The sequence below is a fragment of the Pseudomonas pseudonitroreducens genome (assembly GCF_021603645.1).
In the GTDB taxonomy this organism is placed as follows: domain Bacteria; phylum Pseudomonadota; class Gammaproteobacteria; order Pseudomonadales; family Pseudomonadaceae; genus Pseudomonas; species Pseudomonas pseudonitroreducens.
Genome location: NZ_BQHJ01000004.1, coordinates 489,867 through 505,841, shown reverse-complemented (window position 1 = coordinate 505,841; position 15,975 = coordinate 489,867). Strand labels below are relative to the sequence as shown.

30 protein-coding genes and 2 other RNA genes are annotated in these 15,975 nt (G+C 62.7%); 28 read left to right on the top strand and 4 right to left on the bottom strand.

Translation table 11 applies throughout. From position 1 onward, the window contains the following. Positions 1–162 precede the first annotated feature (162 nt). On the bottom strand, positions 163–1,038 hold the full coding sequence (rhtA, locus tag L6D89_RS12950; protein WP_236199962.1) for a threonine/homoserine exporter RhtA: 876 nt from the start codon (positions 1,036–1,038) through the stop codon (positions 163–165). 52 nt (positions 1,039–1,090) lie between these two features. Here rhtA and L6D89_RS12945 point away from each other — a divergent pair, with 52 nt between their 5' ends. Beyond that, positions 1,091–1,693 (top strand): helix-turn-helix domain-containing protein, encoded by a 603-nt coding sequence (locus tag L6D89_RS12945; protein ID WP_236199961.1) that lies wholly within the window; start codon positions 1,091–1,093, stop codon positions 1,691–1,693. A 362-nt stretch (positions 1,694–2,055) separates the two neighbouring features. Here the strand turns inward: L6D89_RS12945 and L6D89_RS12940 are convergent, their stop codons facing one another. Together L6D89_RS12940 and L6D89_RS12935 are read right to left on the bottom strand one after the other, a co-directional pair. Beyond that, positions 2,056–2,280, bottom strand: coding sequence for a hypothetical protein (locus L6D89_RS12940; protein ID WP_236199960.1), 225 nt, complete (start codon positions 2,278–2,280; stop codon positions 2,056–2,058). An 11-nt stretch (positions 2,281–2,291) separates the two neighbouring features. Next, the gene (locus tag L6D89_RS12935; RefSeq protein WP_236199959.1) at positions 2,292–3,104 is read right to left on the bottom strand and encodes an XRE family transcriptional regulator; all 813 of its coding nucleotides are present in this window, start codon (positions 3,102–3,104) and stop codon (positions 2,292–2,294) included. Between the two features lie 84 nt (positions 3,105–3,188). On the opposite strand from L6D89_RS12935, the gene L6D89_RS12930 reads away from it, so the two are divergent. From L6D89_RS12930 to L6D89_RS12860, 15 genes are all read left to right on the top strand, one after another. Then, positions 3,189–3,527 carry a helix-turn-helix domain-containing protein gene (locus L6D89_RS12930; RefSeq protein ID WP_236199958.1) on the top strand — a complete coding sequence of 113 codons (339 nt, stop codon included), beginning with the start codon at positions 3,189–3,191 and terminating at the stop codon, positions 3,525–3,527. A 2-nt stretch (positions 3,528–3,529) separates the two neighbouring features. Beyond that, positions 3,530–3,973, top strand: a complete 444-nt coding sequence (locus L6D89_RS12925; RefSeq protein WP_236199957.1) for a hypothetical protein — start codon at positions 3,530–3,532, stop codon at positions 3,971–3,973. Further along, the gene (locus tag L6D89_RS12920; protein ID WP_236199956.1) at positions 3,970–6,030 is read left to right on the top strand and encodes a Mu transposase C-terminal domain-containing protein; all 2,061 of its coding nucleotides are present in this window, start codon (positions 3,970–3,972) and stop codon (positions 6,028–6,030) included. Before L6D89_RS12925 ends, L6D89_RS12920 begins: the two co-directional genes overlap by 4 nt. 17 nt (positions 6,031–6,047) lie before the next feature. Continuing rightward, on the top strand, positions 6,048–6,767 hold the full coding sequence (locus L6D89_RS12915; protein ID WP_236199955.1) for an AAA family ATPase: 720 nt from the start codon (positions 6,048–6,050) through the stop codon (positions 6,765–6,767). A gap of 174 nt (positions 6,768–6,941) precedes the next feature. After that, entirely contained in the window at positions 6,942–7,691 is a 750-nt protein-coding gene (locus tag L6D89_RS12910; protein ID WP_236199954.1) for a MarR family transcriptional regulator, read from the top strand. After that, a complete protein-coding gene (locus tag L6D89_RS12905; RefSeq protein ID WP_236199953.1) occupies positions 7,688–8,074 on the top strand; it encodes a helix-turn-helix domain-containing protein in 387 nt (128 codons plus the stop codon). Before L6D89_RS12910 ends, L6D89_RS12905 begins: the two co-directional genes overlap by 4 nt. Next, entirely contained in the window at positions 8,058–8,384 is a 327-nt protein-coding gene (locus tag L6D89_RS12900) for a hypothetical protein (protein WP_236199952.1), read from the top strand. Before L6D89_RS12905 ends, L6D89_RS12900 begins: the two co-directional genes overlap by 17 nt. Positions 8,385–8,401: 17 nt before the next feature. After that, positions 8,402–9,019, top strand: coding sequence for a DUF3164 family protein (locus tag L6D89_RS12895; protein ID WP_054906990.1), 618 nt, complete (start codon positions 8,402–8,404; stop codon positions 9,017–9,019). A gap of 2 nt (positions 9,020–9,021) precedes the next feature. Beyond that, positions 9,022–9,327 (top strand): hypothetical protein, encoded by a 306-nt coding sequence (locus L6D89_RS12890; RefSeq protein WP_236199951.1) that lies wholly within the window; start codon positions 9,022–9,024, stop codon positions 9,325–9,327. A 2-nt stretch (positions 9,328–9,329) separates the two neighbouring features. Beyond that, positions 9,330–9,602: a hypothetical protein gene (locus tag L6D89_RS12885; RefSeq protein WP_236199950.1), complete on the top strand. Its 273-nt coding sequence runs from the start codon at positions 9,330–9,332 to the stop codon at positions 9,600–9,602. Between the two features lies 1 nt (position 9,603). Next, positions 9,604–9,822: a hypothetical protein gene (locus L6D89_RS12880; RefSeq protein ID WP_236199949.1), complete on the top strand. Its 219-nt coding sequence runs from the start codon at positions 9,604–9,606 to the stop codon at positions 9,820–9,822. Further along, complete coding sequence (locus tag L6D89_RS12875) at positions 9,819–10,037, top strand: hypothetical protein (RefSeq protein WP_064979741.1); 219 nt, start codon at positions 9,819–9,821, stop codon at positions 10,035–10,037. The genes L6D89_RS12880 and L6D89_RS12875 overlap by 4 nt, the downstream gene beginning before the upstream one ends. A gap of 1 nt (position 10,038) precedes the next feature. Next, positions 10,039–10,404 carry a hypothetical protein gene (locus tag L6D89_RS12870; RefSeq protein ID WP_236199948.1) on the top strand — a complete coding sequence of 122 codons (366 nt, stop codon included), beginning with the start codon at positions 10,039–10,041 and terminating at the stop codon, positions 10,402–10,404. Positions 10,405–10,412: 8 nt separating this feature from the next. Further along, positions 10,413–10,664, top strand: coding sequence for a hypothetical protein (locus L6D89_RS12865; RefSeq protein WP_236199947.1), 252 nt, complete (start codon positions 10,413–10,415; stop codon positions 10,662–10,664). Continuing rightward, positions 10,663–10,734: hammerhead ribozyme type II (locus tag L6D89_RS12860), an RNA gene on the top strand. The genes L6D89_RS12865 and L6D89_RS12860 overlap by 2 nt, the downstream gene beginning before the upstream one ends. Positions 10,735–10,842: 108 nt before the next feature. Here L6D89_RS12860 and L6D89_RS12855 read toward each other — a convergent pair. Continuing rightward, on the bottom strand, positions 10,843–11,202 hold the full coding sequence (locus L6D89_RS12855) for a hypothetical protein (RefSeq protein WP_236199946.1): 360 nt from the start codon (positions 11,200–11,202) through the stop codon (positions 10,843–10,845). Between the two features lie 63 nt (positions 11,203–11,265). Here L6D89_RS12855 and L6D89_RS12850 point away from each other — a divergent pair. The 12 genes from L6D89_RS12850 (at position 11,266) to L6D89_RS12795 (ending at position 15,975) form a co-directional block, all read left to right on the top strand. Then, positions 11,266–11,337: hammerhead ribozyme type II (locus L6D89_RS12850), an RNA gene on the top strand. A gap of 5 nt (positions 11,338–11,342) precedes the next feature. After that, a complete protein-coding gene (locus tag L6D89_RS12845; protein WP_236199945.1) occupies positions 11,343–11,621 on the top strand; it encodes a hypothetical protein in 279 nt (92 codons plus the stop codon). Next, a complete protein-coding gene (locus L6D89_RS12840; RefSeq protein ID WP_236199944.1) occupies positions 11,618–12,025 on the top strand; it encodes a gp16 family protein in 408 nt (135 codons plus the stop codon). The genes L6D89_RS12845 and L6D89_RS12840 overlap by 4 nt, the downstream gene beginning before the upstream one ends. Continuing rightward, on the top strand, positions 12,022–12,462 hold the full coding sequence (locus L6D89_RS12835) for a Mor transcription activator family protein (RefSeq protein ID WP_236199943.1): 441 nt from the start codon (positions 12,022–12,024) through the stop codon (positions 12,460–12,462). Before L6D89_RS12840 ends, L6D89_RS12835 begins: the two co-directional genes overlap by 4 nt. Beyond that, entirely contained in the window at positions 12,459–12,830 is a 372-nt protein-coding gene (locus L6D89_RS12830) for a hypothetical protein (protein ID WP_236199942.1), read from the top strand. Before L6D89_RS12835 ends, L6D89_RS12830 begins: the two co-directional genes overlap by 4 nt. Before the next feature lie 288 nt (positions 12,831–13,118). Continuing rightward, positions 13,119–13,382: a hypothetical protein gene (locus L6D89_RS12825; protein ID WP_236199941.1), complete on the top strand. Its 264-nt coding sequence runs from the start codon at positions 13,119–13,121 to the stop codon at positions 13,380–13,382. Further along, positions 13,372–13,875, top strand: a complete 504-nt coding sequence (locus L6D89_RS12820; RefSeq protein WP_236199940.1) for a lysozyme — start codon at positions 13,372–13,374, stop codon at positions 13,873–13,875. The genes L6D89_RS12825 and L6D89_RS12820 overlap by 11 nt, the downstream gene beginning before the upstream one ends. Next, a complete protein-coding gene (locus tag L6D89_RS12815) occupies positions 13,875–14,141 on the top strand; it encodes a hypothetical protein (protein WP_236199939.1) in 267 nt (88 codons plus the stop codon). Before L6D89_RS12820 ends, L6D89_RS12815 begins: the two co-directional genes overlap by 1 nt. After that, a complete protein-coding gene (locus L6D89_RS12810) occupies positions 14,138–14,761 on the top strand; it encodes a hypothetical protein (protein ID WP_236199938.1) in 624 nt (207 codons plus the stop codon). Before L6D89_RS12815 ends, L6D89_RS12810 begins: the two co-directional genes overlap by 4 nt. Further along, positions 14,761–15,138 (top strand): hypothetical protein, encoded by a 378-nt coding sequence (locus L6D89_RS12805; RefSeq protein ID WP_236199937.1) that lies wholly within the window; start codon positions 14,761–14,763, stop codon positions 15,136–15,138. The genes L6D89_RS12810 and L6D89_RS12805 overlap by 1 nt, the downstream gene beginning before the upstream one ends. Beyond that, positions 15,135–15,455 (top strand): hypothetical protein, encoded by a 321-nt coding sequence (locus L6D89_RS12800; protein ID WP_170858554.1) that lies wholly within the window; start codon positions 15,135–15,137, stop codon positions 15,453–15,455. The genes L6D89_RS12805 and L6D89_RS12800 overlap by 4 nt, the downstream gene beginning before the upstream one ends. Before the next feature lies 1 nt (position 15,456). After that, positions 15,457–15,975, top strand: a complete 519-nt coding sequence (locus L6D89_RS12795) for a DUF3486 family protein (RefSeq protein WP_236199936.1) — start codon at positions 15,457–15,459, stop codon at positions 15,973–15,975.

The window sequence follows — 15,975 nt, the reverse complement described above, 5'->3', positions numbered from 1 at the left end:
GCCCTTGGGCGGCTTTTTCGTTTGGGAGTCCTGCAGGAAAAACACTGCGCAGGATGGCGTGGAGCGCAGCGATACCCATCAATCCCGTGCACGGACAGCATGGGTATCGCTGCGCTCCACCCATCCTACCAACAGGCTCGCCGGATACCTTCTGAGGAGCCGTCAGTCAGCGACCAGCGCCGGCTTCGGCCGGCTGCTCAGCGTCGTGCCAACGGAGGCCACGATGATCGCGCCAATGGCGATCCACTGGTGCGAAGTCAGTTGCTCGCCGAGGAATACCAGGCCGGACAACGCACCAAACGCCGGTTCGATGCTCATCAGGGTGCCGAAGGTACGCGCCGGCAGACGGGTCAGCGCGACCATTTCCAGGGTATAGGGCAAGGCACTGGAGAGGATCGCCACGCCCAGCAGCGCTGGGAACAGGCTGACATCGAACAGCGCCATGCCACTGTGCGCGAGGCCGATCGGCGCCACGCAGATCGCCGCAATAGTGATGCCCAGCGCCGCGCCCTGGGCACCCAGGTCATTGCCGGCACGCTGGCCGAAGATGATGTACAGCCCCCAGCAGACCCCCGCTCCCAGCGCCAGCGCGGCGCCCTTGGGGTCGATGCCGTTGCCGAAGTCGGCGATCGGCAGCAGCAGACCGAGGCCGACCACGGCAATGGCGATCCACAGGAAGTCGATGGGTTTGCGCGAGTAGAACAGCGCCACCGCCAGCGGCCCGGTGAACTCCAACGCCACGGCGACGCCCAGCGGGATGGTCTGCAGCGCCATGTAGAACGTCAGGTTCATCAGGCCCAGCGTCACGCCGTAGATGAACAGCGGCTTGAGCGGCTTGCCGCGCAGGGAGGTGCGCCACGGCCGCAGGATCGCCAGCAGGAGAATGGCGGCGAAAACCAGGCGCATGGAAGTCACGCCTTCGGCGCCGAGCACCGGGAACAGGCTCTTGGCGACCGAAGCGCCGGTCTGGATCGAGGCCATGGACACGATCAGGATGAGAATGGGAAAGGCAGTGGAAAGAAAGCGAGAGCGAGGCATGATGCGGACCTGAACAGGCGTTGCAACGGTTGGGATTTCTTGGTTGACTGTTATGCGCAACATAATGCGCAAAAAGGCCAGAATGAGCAATATACTGCCCACTCCTTCCGAACGCCCCAGCGTGCTGGTGCACGTCGCCGATAACGTGAAGACCCACCGCCGCAGCGCCGGTCTCAGCCAGGACGCGCTGGCCAAGGCTTCGGGCGTCAGCCGGCGGATGCTGGTCGGTATCGAGAGCGGCGACACCAACGTCAGCCTCGCCACCCTCGACCGCATAGCCGCCGCCCTGAAAGTCACCTTCGCCGACCTGGTTCGCCCGCCGTCCACCGGCGGCCTGTCCCGCGTCGACGCCGTCGCCTGGGGCGGCCAGCAGGCCGACAGCCGCGGCACCCTCCTCGCCAGCACCCCCGCCACGCGCCAGGCCGAACTCTGGCACTGGGCATTGGCGCCGGGCGACCGCTACAACGCCGAGCCCGATGCCGAAGGCTGGTACGACATGGCCTATGTCATCGAGGGCCGGCTGACCATCGTGCTGGCCGAGGAGACGCTGGAGGTCGAGGCCGGCGGATTCCATGTGTTCAAGAGCAATCAGCCGTTTTCCTATCAGAACCATGGGGATGTGCTGGTACGGTTTGTGCGCAACGTCGTGAATTGAATCCTTTACAGCTGCGCCTCCCAGGGCTCATCGCAGGCATAGGCTGCTCCTGCAGGTCGACTCCAGCGTTTGCGGCGGCGCGTAGGAGCGGACTTTGTCCGCGATAGATTCACCGCCGCGCCCAGCCGAACAGGGAGCTGGGCGTAATCATCGCGGACAGAGTCCGCTCCTACGAAAGCGAGCACCCCGGCACCACGACCGTGTGAGCTAGTGGGAGTATTGGCACTGGGCCGGAGAAAGCCGGAAGAAACCGGAAGAAGCCGGAGAGCCCCGGACGGCGGTGCCCTCAACGAGCGAAGCAGAAAAGTAGTGCCAAAACTGCTGAACGGCCTGGACGGAAAATTTAGCGGGGGTAATTGGCACTACTGCTTGAGCCGCAGAATATGGCCCTGTTTCACCTCGTCAGCCAGGGCCTCAAGCTGATCGGCCTCCGCGTAGACGTTAGCGAGAAGGCCAAGCAGCTTCATCCCTTCAGCGTCTGGCAGGTCCTTCGCTATGAAAGTGATGGTACCTGCGAGCGACTCTAAGCGGCGCGACAGGTCGAGTAGCTCGCGCCGCAAGTTCTGCGTGGGCCGGTTCAGTCCCATGCTTCAGCCCTCTAGATCAGCCAGCCACCTGCCCAGACCGCGCGACCCACGACCTGGAGCTGATCAGCTCCAGACTTCGGAACGGTCATCATCGGATAGGCTTTATTCTCGCTGATGATATGAATTGCCCCGTCGAACTGCCGTTGCAGCCGCTTAGCGAACAAATGGTCATCCAGCAGAATCACATAGACACCTTCACCCTCAAGGCTGTCGCGGCTCAGATCAACCATCACTGTGTCGTCATCATCAATCAGCCCCAGCATCGAGTCGCCATCGTTCCTTAAGCACGCCAGGTTGTCAGGGCTGAGTCCCTTCTTCCGAAGCGAATAGCGCGTGAATGCCAAGTGCGTGAGGACGCGAGCACGCTCATTCCAAGCACCGTGCCCGGAGCTGCAGCGCGCATCGTAGAGCGGGATATAGGCATAGATATCCTCATCGTCAGACTGCGTTGCCAAGCGATGGGGGAGCTTCTCGCCCTCTCCCGTCATGAGCCAAGGCAAGCTAACACCAGTGCACTTCGCCAGGCTTATAAGCACGGGCCGTGTTGGCTCTCCACCTTTTAGATAGCGCTGAAGGCCCCCTTGGGAAATGCCCGCAGCTTTCGCTAAAGCACTCGCACTGCCCGCTATAGAGGCAAGCTCGCGAAGCCTTTCGATGAATGCCTTGTCACTTTCAGGTTCGCCCCCTGAACCTGAAAGCTGCTCAGTCTCTGGACTTTCAAGTTTCAACTTTCGCAACCCTTTGAATTTAAAAGATTTAACTCTATAGAGGCTCAGCCTTGACGCTTTAGAACTTGAAAATGCGCTATAGCGCTTGTCTTTCAACTTCTATAGCGATATGTTTATGCCGTAGGACACGTTAAACATCACCTAAAGACCGCCCCGCTAGGCGGCCTATGGATCTACGACATGAACACAGCGGAAATCCCATCTGACCCAGGTCTGCGCTGGGAGTGGATCAAGTTCCAGCTACGGGCCAAGGGCACGTCGCTGGCAAAGCTCGCACGCGATCTGCACGTCTCCGGCCCTGCCGTGAAGAACGTGAAACGTACTGCCTACCCGCGCATGGAGCGGGCTATCGCCAAGGCACTGAGCCTTGACGTCCAGGACATCTGGCCGGAGCGCTGGGATGCCAACGGCAACCCCAATCGCATGCGCCCCAAACGCTCAGAAGTTATGCCAGAGCGTACTCAAAAGAATAACCCAGCTTATGTCCTTGGGCACCGTAAAACAGGCACGGAGGCATAAACATGCGTCACGGAAAAGACGACCGCACCATAAACATCGACTTCGATGTTCCGCAGCCCCAGCTGGTTAGCGCCTGTGACTTCCGTGTCCAGGTAAGTGAAATCGTCAGCGAAATGCTGAGCGGTGCAAAGGGCACCGGTCTTGAACGCATTGACGTTGCAGCGCAAATGTCTCGCCTGTCAGGCGAAGACATCAGTAAGGCAATGCTGGATGCCTGGTCCTCGACAGCCCGCATCGATCACAACCTGCCTTTCTACCGCGCGGCCCTTCTGGAGCAAGTCTGCGGCAGCCATCAATTGACTGACCTGATCGTCACTGTTCGTGGTGGTCGAGTTAGCTGGGGGCGTGATGCGTTGTTGGCCGAGCTGGGCCGTGTGGAGAGCATTAAAGAAGAGGCAACTCGCCAGGCACGCGAACTGCGCCGTCGCATTGGGGGCGCCCAATGAGTAAGTGGTTTTCCGCACAGGAACTCGCTGGTCTGCCAGGTCTGCCCGGAACAGTCCAGGGCATCAACCATCGCGCCCGACGCGAAGGCTGGGAGGCACAGCTACGGCTTGCTCTCGGCGGCGGCCGTGAGTACTCCTTCGACGTCCTGCCAGTAGAGGCCCAGACGGCGCTGTTAGCCCGCCTGGTTCAAAAGGACGAGCCGGAGGCCGCGCCGCAACCATCCGCCACGCACACGCTGATCACGCCGAAGCGTGACGGTATTTCCACGTCACGCTTGAACGATGATCAGCGCGAAGTGATGACCGCGCGCGTGTCCCTGATCCGTGAAGTCGAACGGATGAGCCAGTTTGTCAGCCAGCAGCGCGCCATCCTCACCCTGGTCGGCCTGGCGCGAGATGGCGAGCTCACCCCCTATCTGGCCGAGCGAGTCGAGCGCGCCAACGACCGCAAGACCGCAGACCGCACGCTGAGCGAGCGCACGCTCAAACGCTGGCTGGCCGATTATCGCAAGCATGGCGAAATCGCCCTGGCTCCGGCTCGCCGCAAGCCCGACATGAGCGTGCCGGTGTGGGCGCCCGTGTTCCTCAAGCATTACCAGAAGCCGCAGAAGCCGAGCGTCGAGGCGGCGTATGAGCGCTTCAAGAGTGAGTACCAGGGTTGCCCGAGCATCCATGCCGTGCGTCGGTTCCTGGCCAAGCTCAGCCCGGAAGCCCGTGAGCACGGACGCATGGGCGCCCACGAAATCAAAACGGTCAAGGCGTTCAACCGCCGCAAAGCAGACATGCTCTGGCCTAACGATGTGTGGGTAGCGGATGGCCACACCTTCGATGCCGAGGTCATGAACCCGCTGACCGGCCAGATTTTCAAGCCGGAAATCACCACGGTCATCGACTGGGGCACCCGCCGCATCGTCGGCTTCTCGGTCAACCTGGCCGAGTCGACCATTGCCACCATCGACACCCTGCGCGACGGTGTGACTCGTGCGGGCATGTTCAAGATTTTCTATGTGGACAACGGCAGCGGCTTCGACAACGACACCGTGCGGGAGGTGGTGGATCGCCTGGGCGGCGAGATGACTCACTCGCTGCCGTACAACTCCCAGGCACGCGGCATCATCGAGCGTCCTCACAAATCCATCCTGGTGGCGCTGGCCAAGACCTACGACAGCTACATCGGCAAGGACATGGACAAAGAAGCCGCTACCCGCGTGCATCGCCTGTCCCGCAAGCAACTCGCCGAGGGCGTCCAGCCCACTCAGATTCCCAGCTTCGACACCTTCTTCCGCGACCTGCAGGACGCCCTGGACGCGTACAACCACAAGCCGCAGCGCGGCCTCCCGAAAATCCGCGACCTGGAAACCGGGCGGATGCGCCACCAGAACCCGATGGAGTCCTGGAAGTCAGCACAGGCCGAGGGCTGGGAGCCGCTGCTGGCCCCTGCGGACGTCGTGGCCAGCTTGACCCGTCCCCAGGTCGTTCGCACCACCAACCGCGCCGAGGTGAGATTTGGCGGTGGCATCTACTTCGCCCGCGAGCTGGAAGCGCTGCACGGTCAGGAAGTACGCGTCGCCTATGACTTCCGCGATGCCAGCCGCGTGTGGGTCCACAACCTAGAGGGCGAGCTGATCTGTGAGGCCCTGGTGGATGGCAACGCCTCGCCAGCCATGCCGCGCTCCCTGCTAGATAAGGCGGGCGACCGCCGAGAGAAAGGCCAGCTCGCCCGCGCCGTCACCAAGGTCAAGACACTCACCGGCCAGGACGTCGAGCTGCGCGTTGTGCCAAAAGCGGCGCCAACCGCAGACCTGTCCGCCGAGCAGATCGGTGAGGCCCGCCGCTACGCCGCAGCGCTGGCCGCGCCCTCTACCACCACCTTTGAAATCCCGGCCGACTCCATGGCGCGTTACCGCCTGTGGAAGCGCGTCGACCGCCGCATCACCGCTGGCGAGCAGATGGAGCCCGAGGCCCATCGCTGGCACGGCGATTACCCCCGCACCGAAGAATTCAAGTCCACCCAGGACATGTACGACTTTGCCGAGGCCGGCATGGCCCGCGCTTGACCACAGGAGTAACAACGATGAATGCCAAGAAAATCGTCCCGCTGACCAACGTCGGTCTTCTCGCCAACGCTATCGACCGCACCATGCGCCGCCCTGTCGGCCTGCCGGGTCTGGTGGTTGCCTACGGCAAGACTGGCTACGGGAAGTCCTTCGCGGCGGCGTTCGCCGCCACCAAGCACCGCGCCTACTACGTAGAGTGCCGTGAAACCTGGACTCGGAAAGCCTTCCTGCAGGCAGTCCTGCGCGACATGGGCATCACTCCGGCCAGCACCTTGTCCGAGATGGTCGACCAGATCGCCGAGCAACTCAGCCGCAGCAATCGCCCGCTGCTGGTCGACGACGCCCAGTACCTGCTGGACAAGTCCGCCGCGAACGTCATCACCGACATTCTCAATGCCAGCCAGGGAACCGTCGTGCTGATTGGGGAAGATCGTGTGCCGACCAGCCTTGCCAAGCTGGAGCGCCTGCACAACCGCGTCCTGGAGTGGGTCCCGGCACAGCCGGCCACCGCCGACGATCTGCGCGACCTGGTAGACGCCACCTACCCCCACCTCACCATCGCTGACGAACTGCTGGACGACCTGTGCGCGAAGACCCAGGGCTGCCTGCGTCGTGTGGCCGTGAACCTGTACCGCGTCCACACCGAGGCCCAGGCCATGGGCAAGGACACGATTGACCTGGCCACCTGGGGGAATCGCGGCTGGTTCACTGGCGAAGCCCCGGCGCGGAGGGCTTGAGCATGGAAAACCGTGAGCCTCTACCGCGTGGCGCCGATGACATGAGCCTGCCCGAAGGGAAAACCTGCGGCGACTGCGTTCACTGCCGCCGCTGCACAACCATGTTCGGCCATATCCCGGCTGACGAGTCGTGCGACTGGTCGCCCTCTCGCTTCCATGAGGTGGAGGTGCGCAATGCGTAAGCCCATCCACCTCACCATGAGTGGTGGCAAGAGCCCACGCCAGCATATGTGGGAAGCCATCCGCTCACTGTCCCGCGACCCGAAGGGCCTGACCACCTACAACGTGTCGCGCCTGTCCAGCCAGGAAGACCAGGCCGTGAGCAGCTACCTGCGCGATCTGCAGAAGGCCGGCATCGTTGAGCGTGTTGAGGTCCTGGTCCAGCGTGATGCCCGCTGGAAGCTGCTGGCGGATGAAGGCGCCGAGGCTCCGCGCGTGAACAAACGCGGCGAGCGCGTGCCGCCGTCTGCAGTCGAGAACATCTGGCGCACCCTGCGCATCCTGGGCGAGATGAGCGCGGCCGAGGCCGCAGAGCACGCCAGCGTCAACGGCGTAACGATGACCGAGCAGGCTGCCCGCACCTACCTGCAGGGGCTGACACTCGCCGGCTACGTCACCCGCACCGATGGCACCCCAGGCAAGCCCGCCCGTTACCACCTGGTGCGCCAGCGCTACACCGGCCCGCAGCACCCGGTCTATCAGCGCAGCACTTTCGAACAGGTCTACGACCCGAACCTGGACCAGGTGGTGTGGAGCAAGGACATGCCGGAAAGCCCTGAGCTGGCTGGGCTGCGCATCGAGAGCCAGCGGATGCGCGCACTCCTGGAAGAGCTGAAAAACGCTCGCCCACTGATGCTGTACGGAGATGCATGGATCACGCGCATCAGCGAGGTCCTCGGCGAATCCCAAGGGGACCAAGCATGAACGCCCGAGTCGATCTGTCCGCTTGGGGCGAGCAGCCCCCGCAGTGGGTCTGCCTGCTGGCCGCCGAGGTCGAGCAGACCAACCGCACACGTGCCGGTGAGCGCATCGGCATGAGCCGCTCTGCCGTCAGCCTGGTGCTCTCCAACCGCTACCCGTCGCCGAGCACCTCGGCCGTGGAACGTCGTGTGGTGGCCGCCCTGGGCGGACTGGACTGTCCCGCCCAGGGCGAGCCCATCAGCCTGATCGAGTGCCAAAGCTACCGCGAAAAGAAGGCTCCGACCCACAACCCGCAGGCCATGCAGCAGTGGAAGGCCTGCCAGCACTGCACCCACAACCCCAACTGCGCGAATGCCCTGGAGGCGAGCCATGCAAGCCAGCACTAACGCTGTCCTGAAAGTCCTGACCCCGCGCCTGGCTGATCGGCTGCGGACCTTCAACAGCGCGGCGCGTGATCTGCAGCGCATGGGTATCCGCCTACACCGCATCGAGCCTGAGGCATACCGCCTTGTCATCAGCCCCGAGGACGGCCGCCGCCTGGTCGGCCTGAAGCTGGTCTGCGGCTACCAGCGCCAGGGCTCGGCAGGCAGCACCCGTTACAGCGCGCAGTTCCAGGGCGTGGAAGTCACCTGGTCCGAGCCGATCAGTTACCGCGACTTCGCCAGCCTGTCCCCCATCGACCTCACTTCCCACTGATCAACAGGAGCCATCCCATGAACCAAATCGCAATCCCCGAAGGCTTCCGCCTGGACGCGCAGAAGCGCCTGGTACACGAAAGCCTGATCAAGCCCATCGACCAAGCACGCGACCAGTTGGTGCTGGAGCTTGTGGAGAAGGCCAAGCAACTGCACAGCCTGATCGCCGAGTTCAAGGTATCGGCGTTCGGTGACGTCGCCGCTTTCGTAGAGCTGTCCGCCGATCAGTACGGCGTCAAGCTGGGCGGCAAGAAAGGCAACGTCAGCCTGGTGTCGTTCGATGGACGCTTCAAGATCACCAAGGCCGTACAGCAGTCCATCCAGTTCGATGAGCGCCTGCAGGCGGCCCGAGCCCTGATTGACCAGTGCTTGCTGGAATGGACCGAGGGCGCCCGCCCGGAGGTCGTCACCCTGGTCAATGACGCTTTCCGCACCGACACCAAAGGCGAGGTACGTACCGCCAACGTCCTTGCGCTTCGCCGCTTGGAAATCACTGACGAGCGCTGGCAACGCGCAATGAAGGCCATCGCTGAGGCCTGCCAGGTCGTCGGGTCCAAGGACTACATCCGCGTCCATGAGCGTGTTGGCGACTCTGACCAGTGGCGGGCGATCCCGCTCGACATCGCGGGGGTGTGACCATGGCCGCACGCAATAGTAAGCAGCAGCTCTGCATCGTCACCTTCAATTACGAGCGCTACCTGCTGCCCCAGGCAGACGCACTCAAGGTCATCGACATCATGAGCCGCGCGGCCAGGGTGGAAATGGACTACTCGGGCGACGACATCAAATACATCGTCGGAGAAAACCCGAATGCCGAGCTGTCAATGGTGCGCCCTGGTCAGTTGGTCATGCCGAGAGCGGCGTCGGAGCCGGCTGCTCCGAGAAGTCGCAGGAGGGCACCCGGCCAGCTCCCGCATCAGACCCTCCTCCTGGAGGGCAACTGATCATGGTCAAGACCTATGCCGTGTGCCGCATAGACGGCCTGATCGAGCTGCACGACGAGCACCCTGGTGACGGCTATTTCGCCCTCGCCGTGGGTGACTCGGTCGAGCTGCGCCGAGTGATTGACCTCAGTGCCGACCCCGTTGCGGGCCTGGCCTGGCGCGTCCCTGGCGTCCGTGCTGGTGCGGAACCGCGCGCCAATCTCGGCGCCATCGCCCGCTACATACGCGATCTGTCCACTCACGATGCGCCCGGTGTCCGGGCGTTGGGGGTGTGACATGGGGCAAGCACCTCTGCTCGATGACATGAACCTGGACAAAAGCGTCCGCCAGATGATCGACGAGGCCGAGCAGCTCGCTGCCGACGCCTTCGACGTCATGCACCTGACGTTGGACAACGGCAACGAGCTGGTAGTGGTTGCCATCACTGGCGAGTACCTGGACCCCGTGGCAAAGGTCCTAGAAGCCCTCCGGGAAATGCGGGAGGCCAAGGCATGAGCAACTCCGTCGAGTTCAACATGCGCCGCGCTGGCGACGGCTACACCGCTACCAGCAAGGGCAAGTCGGCCAGTTGCAGTTGGAGCCGCGAGCAATGCGCCAAACGCCTGGGCCACAAGCTTTTCCCTGATGCCGCCCTGCGAGTCGAGTGCATCGAAGACGTGCGCGAAGGCAGCCGCGACAGCCGCTGGCGGATCACTGCGGAGGGGCACTGACATGCACCAGCGTGCTGCACAGCTGATCTACCGGACGCTCTGCCGCGTCGAGGCACGCCTGGCGCGTCAGGCCCTGGGCATGGACCAGGTGCCGCCAATGCCAGCGCTCCAGGTCGAGGAAGTCGCTGCAGTCGAGCCGGCCGAGCTGGAGGAAGTACTCCCGCCGGAGGTCGCGCCTGTCGACGCCTTCGACGATGAGCCAGCACCGTCGCCCAGCCCGCTCTTGCCGCCGATGGCCGCACGGATCGAGGCGATGGCCAAGCGCGGATGGACGCCGCAGATGGCGGCCCATGACTTGCGCCTTCATCCCAAGCGGGTGCGCCAGATCGCCCGCGACTATCACATCACCTTTCACTGCCTGCGCTAGGGGGATTCATGAGCAAGTTCACCATCACCATCACCGAGGAAAGCGACGGCCTGAGCATCATGCTGGATGGCACGGGCAGAAAGGACGGCCCGGCCGCGATCACCGCGTTGGCTCTTCTGCACGTCGCCAAAGACATCGTGCCGAAGGCCACCAAGAGCGCGGCAGAGAAAGGGACTTGCCAGTGCGACAAGTGCAAGGCCGCCCGTGCGGAGGCTCAGGAGCCGGCGCCATCTACCGAGGGGAAACCCACCATCCACTAAGCGAAACCGCCCCGGCCTGGCCGGAGCGGTCTGCCCAGCGTGGTGGCTGGGTACTGATGAGCAGCCGAGGAACTTATGCAGGTACAGGACATGAACGCACGCACCGAAGACCACAACACAGCCTTCAATACGGCCAAAACCCTGCCTCTTTCACCGTTGAAAGGTATGGCTGCGGTGATTACTGAGGAAGCATCTGCGGGAACGGCCAACGGTGCTCAAGCATATAGCGCAACAACGGGGAGCCAAGAGCAGTCTCGGAAGTACCAGACAGAAAGTCAGCCTCAAAGGTCAGGTGCTTAAACATCGTCAGGAACATGACGTATTGGGTCAGCAGCTCAGAGAGAACGCGCTTTCTCGCCGGAGGCAACTTGATTGCTTCCTTGATCGTCAGGGGAGACTCAGACAAGCGCTCGAACAGCCAGAGTTCCTCTTTTGCTGAGAAGGCTATTCGCTTTAGAGCATCTGTTTCGGGGCCGTATGCCATCTGTAAGAACTTAAAAACTGGCTCCAAAACAGCCTGGGCACTGAGCGATGTCATGCAACAAGTCCTTTTTCATGAGGTGACCGCGAATCCTAGTTGATCAGATATCACCTTTCTACAGAGCGAAACCGCCCCGGCTTCATCGGGGTGGTCTATCCAGCGTGGTAGCTGGGTACTGATGAGCAGCCGGGGGAGAAATGGCCAAGCCACGTACAGACAAGATTCGCAAACAAGACACCATCCGCCAGCGTCGACTGCGCGCCAATCGCAAGGCCCGCAAGGCCGCCCTGGGCGCCGAGAAGATCAAGCTTGAGGCCTACGCAGGCACTCGGGCCGACATCGAGGCGGTTCGCCTGGTGGGTGGCTTCGAAGATGAGGCCGAGGCCATCACCCTGGGGCTGCGCCTCCTGGGCAACATGGCCCGCCGCAGCCCCGCGAAGTTCCGCCACGCCATCGAGCCGAGGAACCTGGTATGAGCAGCAAAGGCCGCCAACTGATCCAGATCGCCCGCCGCCAGCTGGGCATGGAAGACGACACCTACCGCGCGCTCCTGGAGCGCGTGGCCGGTGTGTCCTCGTCGACCAAGCTGACCCCGCGCCAGATCGGCCGCGTGCTGGCCGAGCTGGAGCGCCTGGGGTGGCAGTGCACCGGCAAGCCGGCAGACCGCCCAGCTCCGCAGGTATCCGATGATCGCCAGCGCCTGGTCGACAAGATCGAAGCGTTCCTGGCCGAGGCCAAGCGCCCCTGGAGCTACGCCGAGGCGATGGGCAAACGCATCTGCAAGGTGGATCAGATCGAATGGATGGACTGCAAACAGCTCGGCAAGCTGGTTGCAGCTCTGGCCTATGACGCCAAGCGCCACGGGAGGCCTGTCGAATGAACGACAAACTCTTCGAAGATGACGCCAGCCAACTCGATCCGGACAAGGTACTGGATCACATGGCAGACCCTGCGGTCCTAAAGCGTTGGGAAGGTTCCCTAATGGAAATGGTCGAACTGGCTGAGCACGCTCTCCGTGAAGCCCTTGGGGATCAAGATAACGTGCCGTCATTGGCTCGCCAGGTTGTACTGCGTATCTGTGAAACCATGGGCGGCGAGATGATCTACGTGCCACGCGGAGAGCGGCTGCGTGTGGCCATCCGGGATGCAGCACTCTTCCGAGATTGGCGCGGCGGAAAGACCTCGATCCCCGAGTTGGTGCGTAAGTACCGGCTGGCAACCCCTACGGTTTATGACATCATCGCGCGTCAGCGGGCACTGCATCGTCGCAGCGAGCCCGACCTGTTTGGATTCGGTGAAGAAGGGAGTTCTATATGAAGCATTGGATACTGGCGTTTGTGTTGGCCTCGCTCTGCTCACAAGTGGGCGCAGCTGAGTATTCAATGGATTTCATCGCGCAACATCTCGCCAAGCGCGATCAAGAAAAAGGCCTGCCCAACGACCAGCATCGTGTGGATGAGATTAAATACATGCTGGGCGAAACCGCTGATCAGTGCCAGCGCACTAGCGGTAATGAACCTGCCTATATGGGCATCGCAGATAAAATCATGATGTCGCGCAACTTGTTGGGGGAAAAAGGCATCGAAGTCAGCATGTATGACTTACTTGATGTGCTGAAGAGTACTCTCGGTGACGGGGGGGGAAGGTTGGGACTGTGCAGCTGTGCTGTCTGCCTATGTATCTAGCAGGCAGTCTGACAGCACCATTACTCATCTTGGAGCATACAAAGTCGTTCAGTCATTCCGAGATGCTGGGATACTGCACGCGAAGCAATAGCCAGATACTCCTTTATCAAAAGCCCCGCCTTGAGCGGGGCTTTTTCCTTAGCGCTCCTGAATCCTTCCCCCTAAATCGTTCGGCGATCCTAGCTGCGTACCGCGTAGCTGTAGGGAACTGCCGTGCGACATCCTGTATCCGGTCTACCTCTTACTTCTCCGAGGGCATTCGCCCTCGCTATCGCCTCTGAGTCCTCCGTGGCGCGCCAGCGCCAGTTCTTCGAGGCCTGCCCATTTGAGTGGCGCGCCCAGGTGCGCGAGCACGTCAAGACTGCCCAGGCTCGCATCGAGCAGGTCCGTGCGCACAAGCACCTGGTCGCCGAGGCAGCTCGCAAAGACCCGCTCCCGGCCGCGCCAGACAACAGCTTTCGCATCAGCGACTACAAGAAATCCGCCCCTGAGGTCGGCAAGCGCGAGCTGGCCAAACTCAAGGCCCTGGTAGGAGTCGCCCATGGGCATTAAGGCGCGAGTCCTGGGGGTGGCGCTGCTGATCGCTACGCCCGTAGTCGGCCATTTTGAAGGTCGCGAGCTGATCGCGTACCTGGATGCCGTGGACAAACCGACCATCTGCGACGGCTGGACCCGAGGTGTGAAGCTCGGCGACCGGGCCACTCCGGAGCAGTGCGACGCGCTGACCCGCAAGGGCCTGGAGGAAGCGGCCCAGGTTTTTGAAGCCTGGGTGCCGCAGAGCGTTATCGACCGCCTGCCGGCCAAGACCATCGCGGCCTTCTTGTCCTTCATCTACAACGTCGGTCCTGGCAAGCCTGGAGTGAAGGACGGATTCGTCTGGCTGAAGAATGGCAATCACTCGACCATGCTGCGCGAGCTGCAGGGCGGGCGGATCGCCCAGGCCTGTGCGCAGCTCCCCTACTGGGCCAGCGCTGGTGGCGTGCAACTTCGTGGCCTGGCGCGTCGACGTGCTGCCGAGCTGCAGCTTTGCCGGGAGGAACTGTGATGCTTGGTTACATCCCGGTGCTGCTCGGCTACACCACGGCTCGCGAGGCGAAGTCTCTCGGCTGCACCCACCACGGCAGCTACTACGGCATCCCGATCTGGATGGGTGATGTCGACAGCGAAGCACCGCTGGCTTTCGCCAAGTGGGCGCCCCTGGACCTGCTTATCCCTGTCGCTGCCTGCATTGAAGGCCTGCTGTTCCCCCTGGTGCACGGGGCAGACGCCGAGCCGGCATTCATGTTCAAGCTGAAAGAGCCCATCGAATGAACTGGTTGAACGTCCTGCGCTCCTGCCTGCCCGTCGCCTTCGTTGCGGCGCTGGGCCTCTACATGAACCACCTGGAGAACGCGGCCTATGACGACGGCTATGCCGTCGCCAAGGCCGAGGGCAAAACCGCCCTCGAGCAGCTGCAGCGCGAGTACTCCGAAGCTGACGCGAAACGAGCCCGCCAGGCTGAGGCAGATGCCAAAGCCAGTGCGAAACGTGAGGCCGAACAAGCCACCCGCGCGGACCGTCTTGCCACCGACCTGGCCGAGCAGAAGCGCCAATTCCGCAACACCACCGACCGACTCTTCGGGGAGATAGCCCGTGTCAACGACCTCTATCGGGAGGCGCTCGATGCGCCGCCTAAGCCTGTACCTGCTTGCCTGCTCACTCGTGGCTGGGTGCGAATCTACGACGAAGCAACCGGAGCCCGAGCCCGGCTGCCGGCCGCCGTCGATCCCTCGGGAACTGCTGCGCCGACCGGAGCCAGCGACCCCGCTGACCAGCTCCCCTCAGGCGTCGACCAACGCGCCGTCCTGGCCCACCACGTCCGCTATGCCGAGCAGTGCCAGGGCACGGCCGCTCAGCTGGACGCTTTGATCAACGTGCTGGAGAGCCATTGATGGCATCTGAAGTAATCGGCTGGGCAGTCACGCTGCTGGGCACTTTCGCCGGGATCGTGGTTGCCCTGGTCAAGCTGCTGCTGTGGCAGTTCGAGAAGCGCCTTTCCGAGAAATTTGCCGCCCAGGACGAAGCGCGGCGTGAGGCCAGCAAGCACTGGGAAGAGAACTTCGCCAAGGTCCTGGAGCGCCAGGACCAGGGTGCGCAGGCCCTCCTGCAGCTGGAGCGAGACTTCTTGAACTTCAAGGCTGATCTGCCCCTGGAGTACGTCCGCCGCGAAGACTGGGCGCGTGGTCACTCGATCATCGAAGCCAAGCTGGATGGTTTGGCGCTCAGGTACGAAAACATCCTGCTCACTGCTCAAAGGAGCGCGCAATGATTGATCCCGCCAAAGCACGCCGGGAATCCCTCCGCTGGTTCATCCTGCTGACGCTGAACACGTCTCGGCCCGTGGACCCTCACGAAACCTTGGTGCTGTCGACCATCCAGGGCATCTATCCGGACGCCACTGCGCTGGAGCTGCGCCGCGAGCTGGACTACCTGGCCGACCGTAGCCTGGTCACTCTGGACAAGAAGCCTTCCGGCCACTGGGTTTGCGGCCTGACGCACTACGGCGTGGACATCGCCGAGTACACCATCGAATGCCACCCCGGTATCGCCCGCCCGGCGAAGTACTGGGGCGACGGGAGCGCCTGACATGCCGCCCCGTTCCAAGGTCCTGCAGCTCCCGGCCAATGTGAAGGCATGGCTCGACAAGTACCTGGTGGACACCAACTTCTCTGGCTACGAGGCGCTCTCGGCCGAGTTGGAGGCGCGTGGCTTCAGCATCGGCAAGTCAGCCCTGCACACCTATGGCCAGAACTTCGAAGAGCGCCTGGCGGCTCTCAAGATGGCGCGCGACCAGGCGCAGGCTGTGGTTGCTGCTGCGCCCGATGATGACGGCGCCGTCAACGAAGCCTTGGTGCGCCTGACTCAGGAAAAGCTGTTCAGCCTCCTGCTGTCCTCCGAGGGCAAGCTCGATATCAGCAAGGTCGGCAAGACCGTGGCTGAACTGGTCAAGGCCTCTGTGGTGCAAAAGAAGTACGCAGCGGAAGCGGAGGTACGCCGTGCCGCGCTCCAGGAAGCGGCCGAACGAATCGACACCGCTGCCCAGGCCAGGGGCCTGAACGCCGAGGAAGCCAGCTTCTGGCGTGAGCAAGTACTCAAGGGGATGTGA

What these genes read in the sequence shown, in the direction of transcription:
- L6D89_RS12805 (WP_236199937.1), top strand. Translation starts at nt 14,761, where the DNA reads ATGGCATCTGAAGTAATCGGCTGGGCAGTCACGCTGCTGGGCACTTTC.
- L6D89_RS12865 (WP_236199947.1), top strand. Translation starts at nt 10,413, where the DNA reads ATGAGCAAGTTCACCATCACCATCACCGAGGAAAGCGACGGCCTGAGC.
- L6D89_RS12895 (WP_054906990.1), top strand. Translation starts at nt 8,402, where the DNA reads ATGAACCAAATCGCAATCCCCGAAGGCTTCCGCCTGGACGCGCAGAAG.
- L6D89_RS12855 (WP_236199946.1), bottom strand. Translation starts at nt 11,202, where the DNA reads ATGACATCGCTCAGTGCCCAGGCTGTTTTGGAGCCAGTTTTTAAGTTC.
- L6D89_RS12930 (WP_236199958.1), top strand. Translation starts at nt 3,189, where the DNA reads ATGAACACAGCGGAAATCCCATCTGACCCAGGTCTGCGCTGGGAGTGG.
- L6D89_RS12920 (WP_236199956.1), top strand. Translation starts at nt 3,970, where the DNA reads ATGAGTAAGTGGTTTTCCGCACAGGAACTCGCTGGTCTGCCAGGTCTG.
- L6D89_RS12945 (WP_236199961.1), top strand. Translation starts at nt 1,091, where the DNA reads ATGCGCAACATAATGCGCAAAAAGGCCAGAATGAGCAATATACTGCCC.
- rhtA (WP_236199962.1), bottom strand. Translation starts at nt 1,038, where the DNA reads ATGCCTCGCTCTCGCTTTCTTTCCACTGCCTTTCCCATTCTCATCCTG.
- L6D89_RS12925 (WP_236199957.1), top strand. Translation starts at nt 3,530, where the DNA reads ATGCGTCACGGAAAAGACGACCGCACCATAAACATCGACTTCGATGTT.
- L6D89_RS12910 (WP_236199954.1), top strand. Translation starts at nt 6,942, where the DNA reads ATGCGTAAGCCCATCCACCTCACCATGAGTGGTGGCAAGAGCCCACGC.
- L6D89_RS12880 (WP_236199949.1), top strand. Translation starts at nt 9,604, where the DNA reads ATGGGGCAAGCACCTCTGCTCGATGACATGAACCTGGACAAAAGCGTC.
- L6D89_RS12905 (WP_236199953.1), top strand. Translation starts at nt 7,688, where the DNA reads ATGAACGCCCGAGTCGATCTGTCCGCTTGGGGCGAGCAGCCCCCGCAG.
- L6D89_RS12890 (WP_236199951.1), top strand. Translation starts at nt 9,022, where the DNA reads ATGGCCGCACGCAATAGTAAGCAGCAGCTCTGCATCGTCACCTTCAAT.
- L6D89_RS12940 (WP_236199960.1), bottom strand. Translation starts at nt 2,280, where the DNA reads ATGGGACTGAACCGGCCCACGCAGAACTTGCGGCGCGAGCTACTCGAC.
- L6D89_RS12835 (WP_236199943.1), top strand. Translation starts at nt 12,022, where the DNA reads ATGAACGACAAACTCTTCGAAGATGACGCCAGCCAACTCGATCCGGAC.
- L6D89_RS12830 (WP_236199942.1), top strand. Translation starts at nt 12,459, where the DNA reads ATGAAGCATTGGATACTGGCGTTTGTGTTGGCCTCGCTCTGCTCACAA.
- L6D89_RS12820 (WP_236199940.1), top strand. Translation starts at nt 13,372, where the DNA reads ATGGGCATTAAGGCGCGAGTCCTGGGGGTGGCGCTGCTGATCGCTACG.
- L6D89_RS12840 (WP_236199944.1), top strand. Translation starts at nt 11,618, where the DNA reads ATGAGCAGCAAAGGCCGCCAACTGATCCAGATCGCCCGCCGCCAGCTG.
- L6D89_RS12875 (WP_064979741.1), top strand. Translation starts at nt 9,819, where the DNA reads ATGAGCAACTCCGTCGAGTTCAACATGCGCCGCGCTGGCGACGGCTAC.
- L6D89_RS12810 (WP_236199938.1), top strand. Translation starts at nt 14,138, where the DNA reads ATGAACTGGTTGAACGTCCTGCGCTCCTGCCTGCCCGTCGCCTTCGTT.
- L6D89_RS12795 (WP_236199936.1), top strand. Translation starts at nt 15,457, where the DNA reads ATGCCGCCCCGTTCCAAGGTCCTGCAGCTCCCGGCCAATGTGAAGGCA.
- L6D89_RS12900 (WP_236199952.1), top strand. Translation starts at nt 8,058, where the DNA reads ATGCAAGCCAGCACTAACGCTGTCCTGAAAGTCCTGACCCCGCGCCTG.
- L6D89_RS12870 (WP_236199948.1), top strand. Translation starts at nt 10,039, where the DNA reads ATGCACCAGCGTGCTGCACAGCTGATCTACCGGACGCTCTGCCGCGTC.
- L6D89_RS12845 (WP_236199945.1), top strand. Translation starts at nt 11,343, where the DNA reads ATGGCCAAGCCACGTACAGACAAGATTCGCAAACAAGACACCATCCGC.
- L6D89_RS12885 (WP_236199950.1), top strand. Translation starts at nt 9,330, where the DNA reads ATGGTCAAGACCTATGCCGTGTGCCGCATAGACGGCCTGATCGAGCTG.
- L6D89_RS12800 (WP_170858554.1), top strand. Translation starts at nt 15,135, where the DNA reads ATGATTGATCCCGCCAAAGCACGCCGGGAATCCCTCCGCTGGTTCATC.
- L6D89_RS12915 (WP_236199955.1), top strand. Translation starts at nt 6,048, where the DNA reads ATGAATGCCAAGAAAATCGTCCCGCTGACCAACGTCGGTCTTCTCGCC.
- L6D89_RS12815 (WP_236199939.1), top strand. Translation starts at nt 13,875, where the DNA reads ATGCTTGGTTACATCCCGGTGCTGCTCGGCTACACCACGGCTCGCGAG.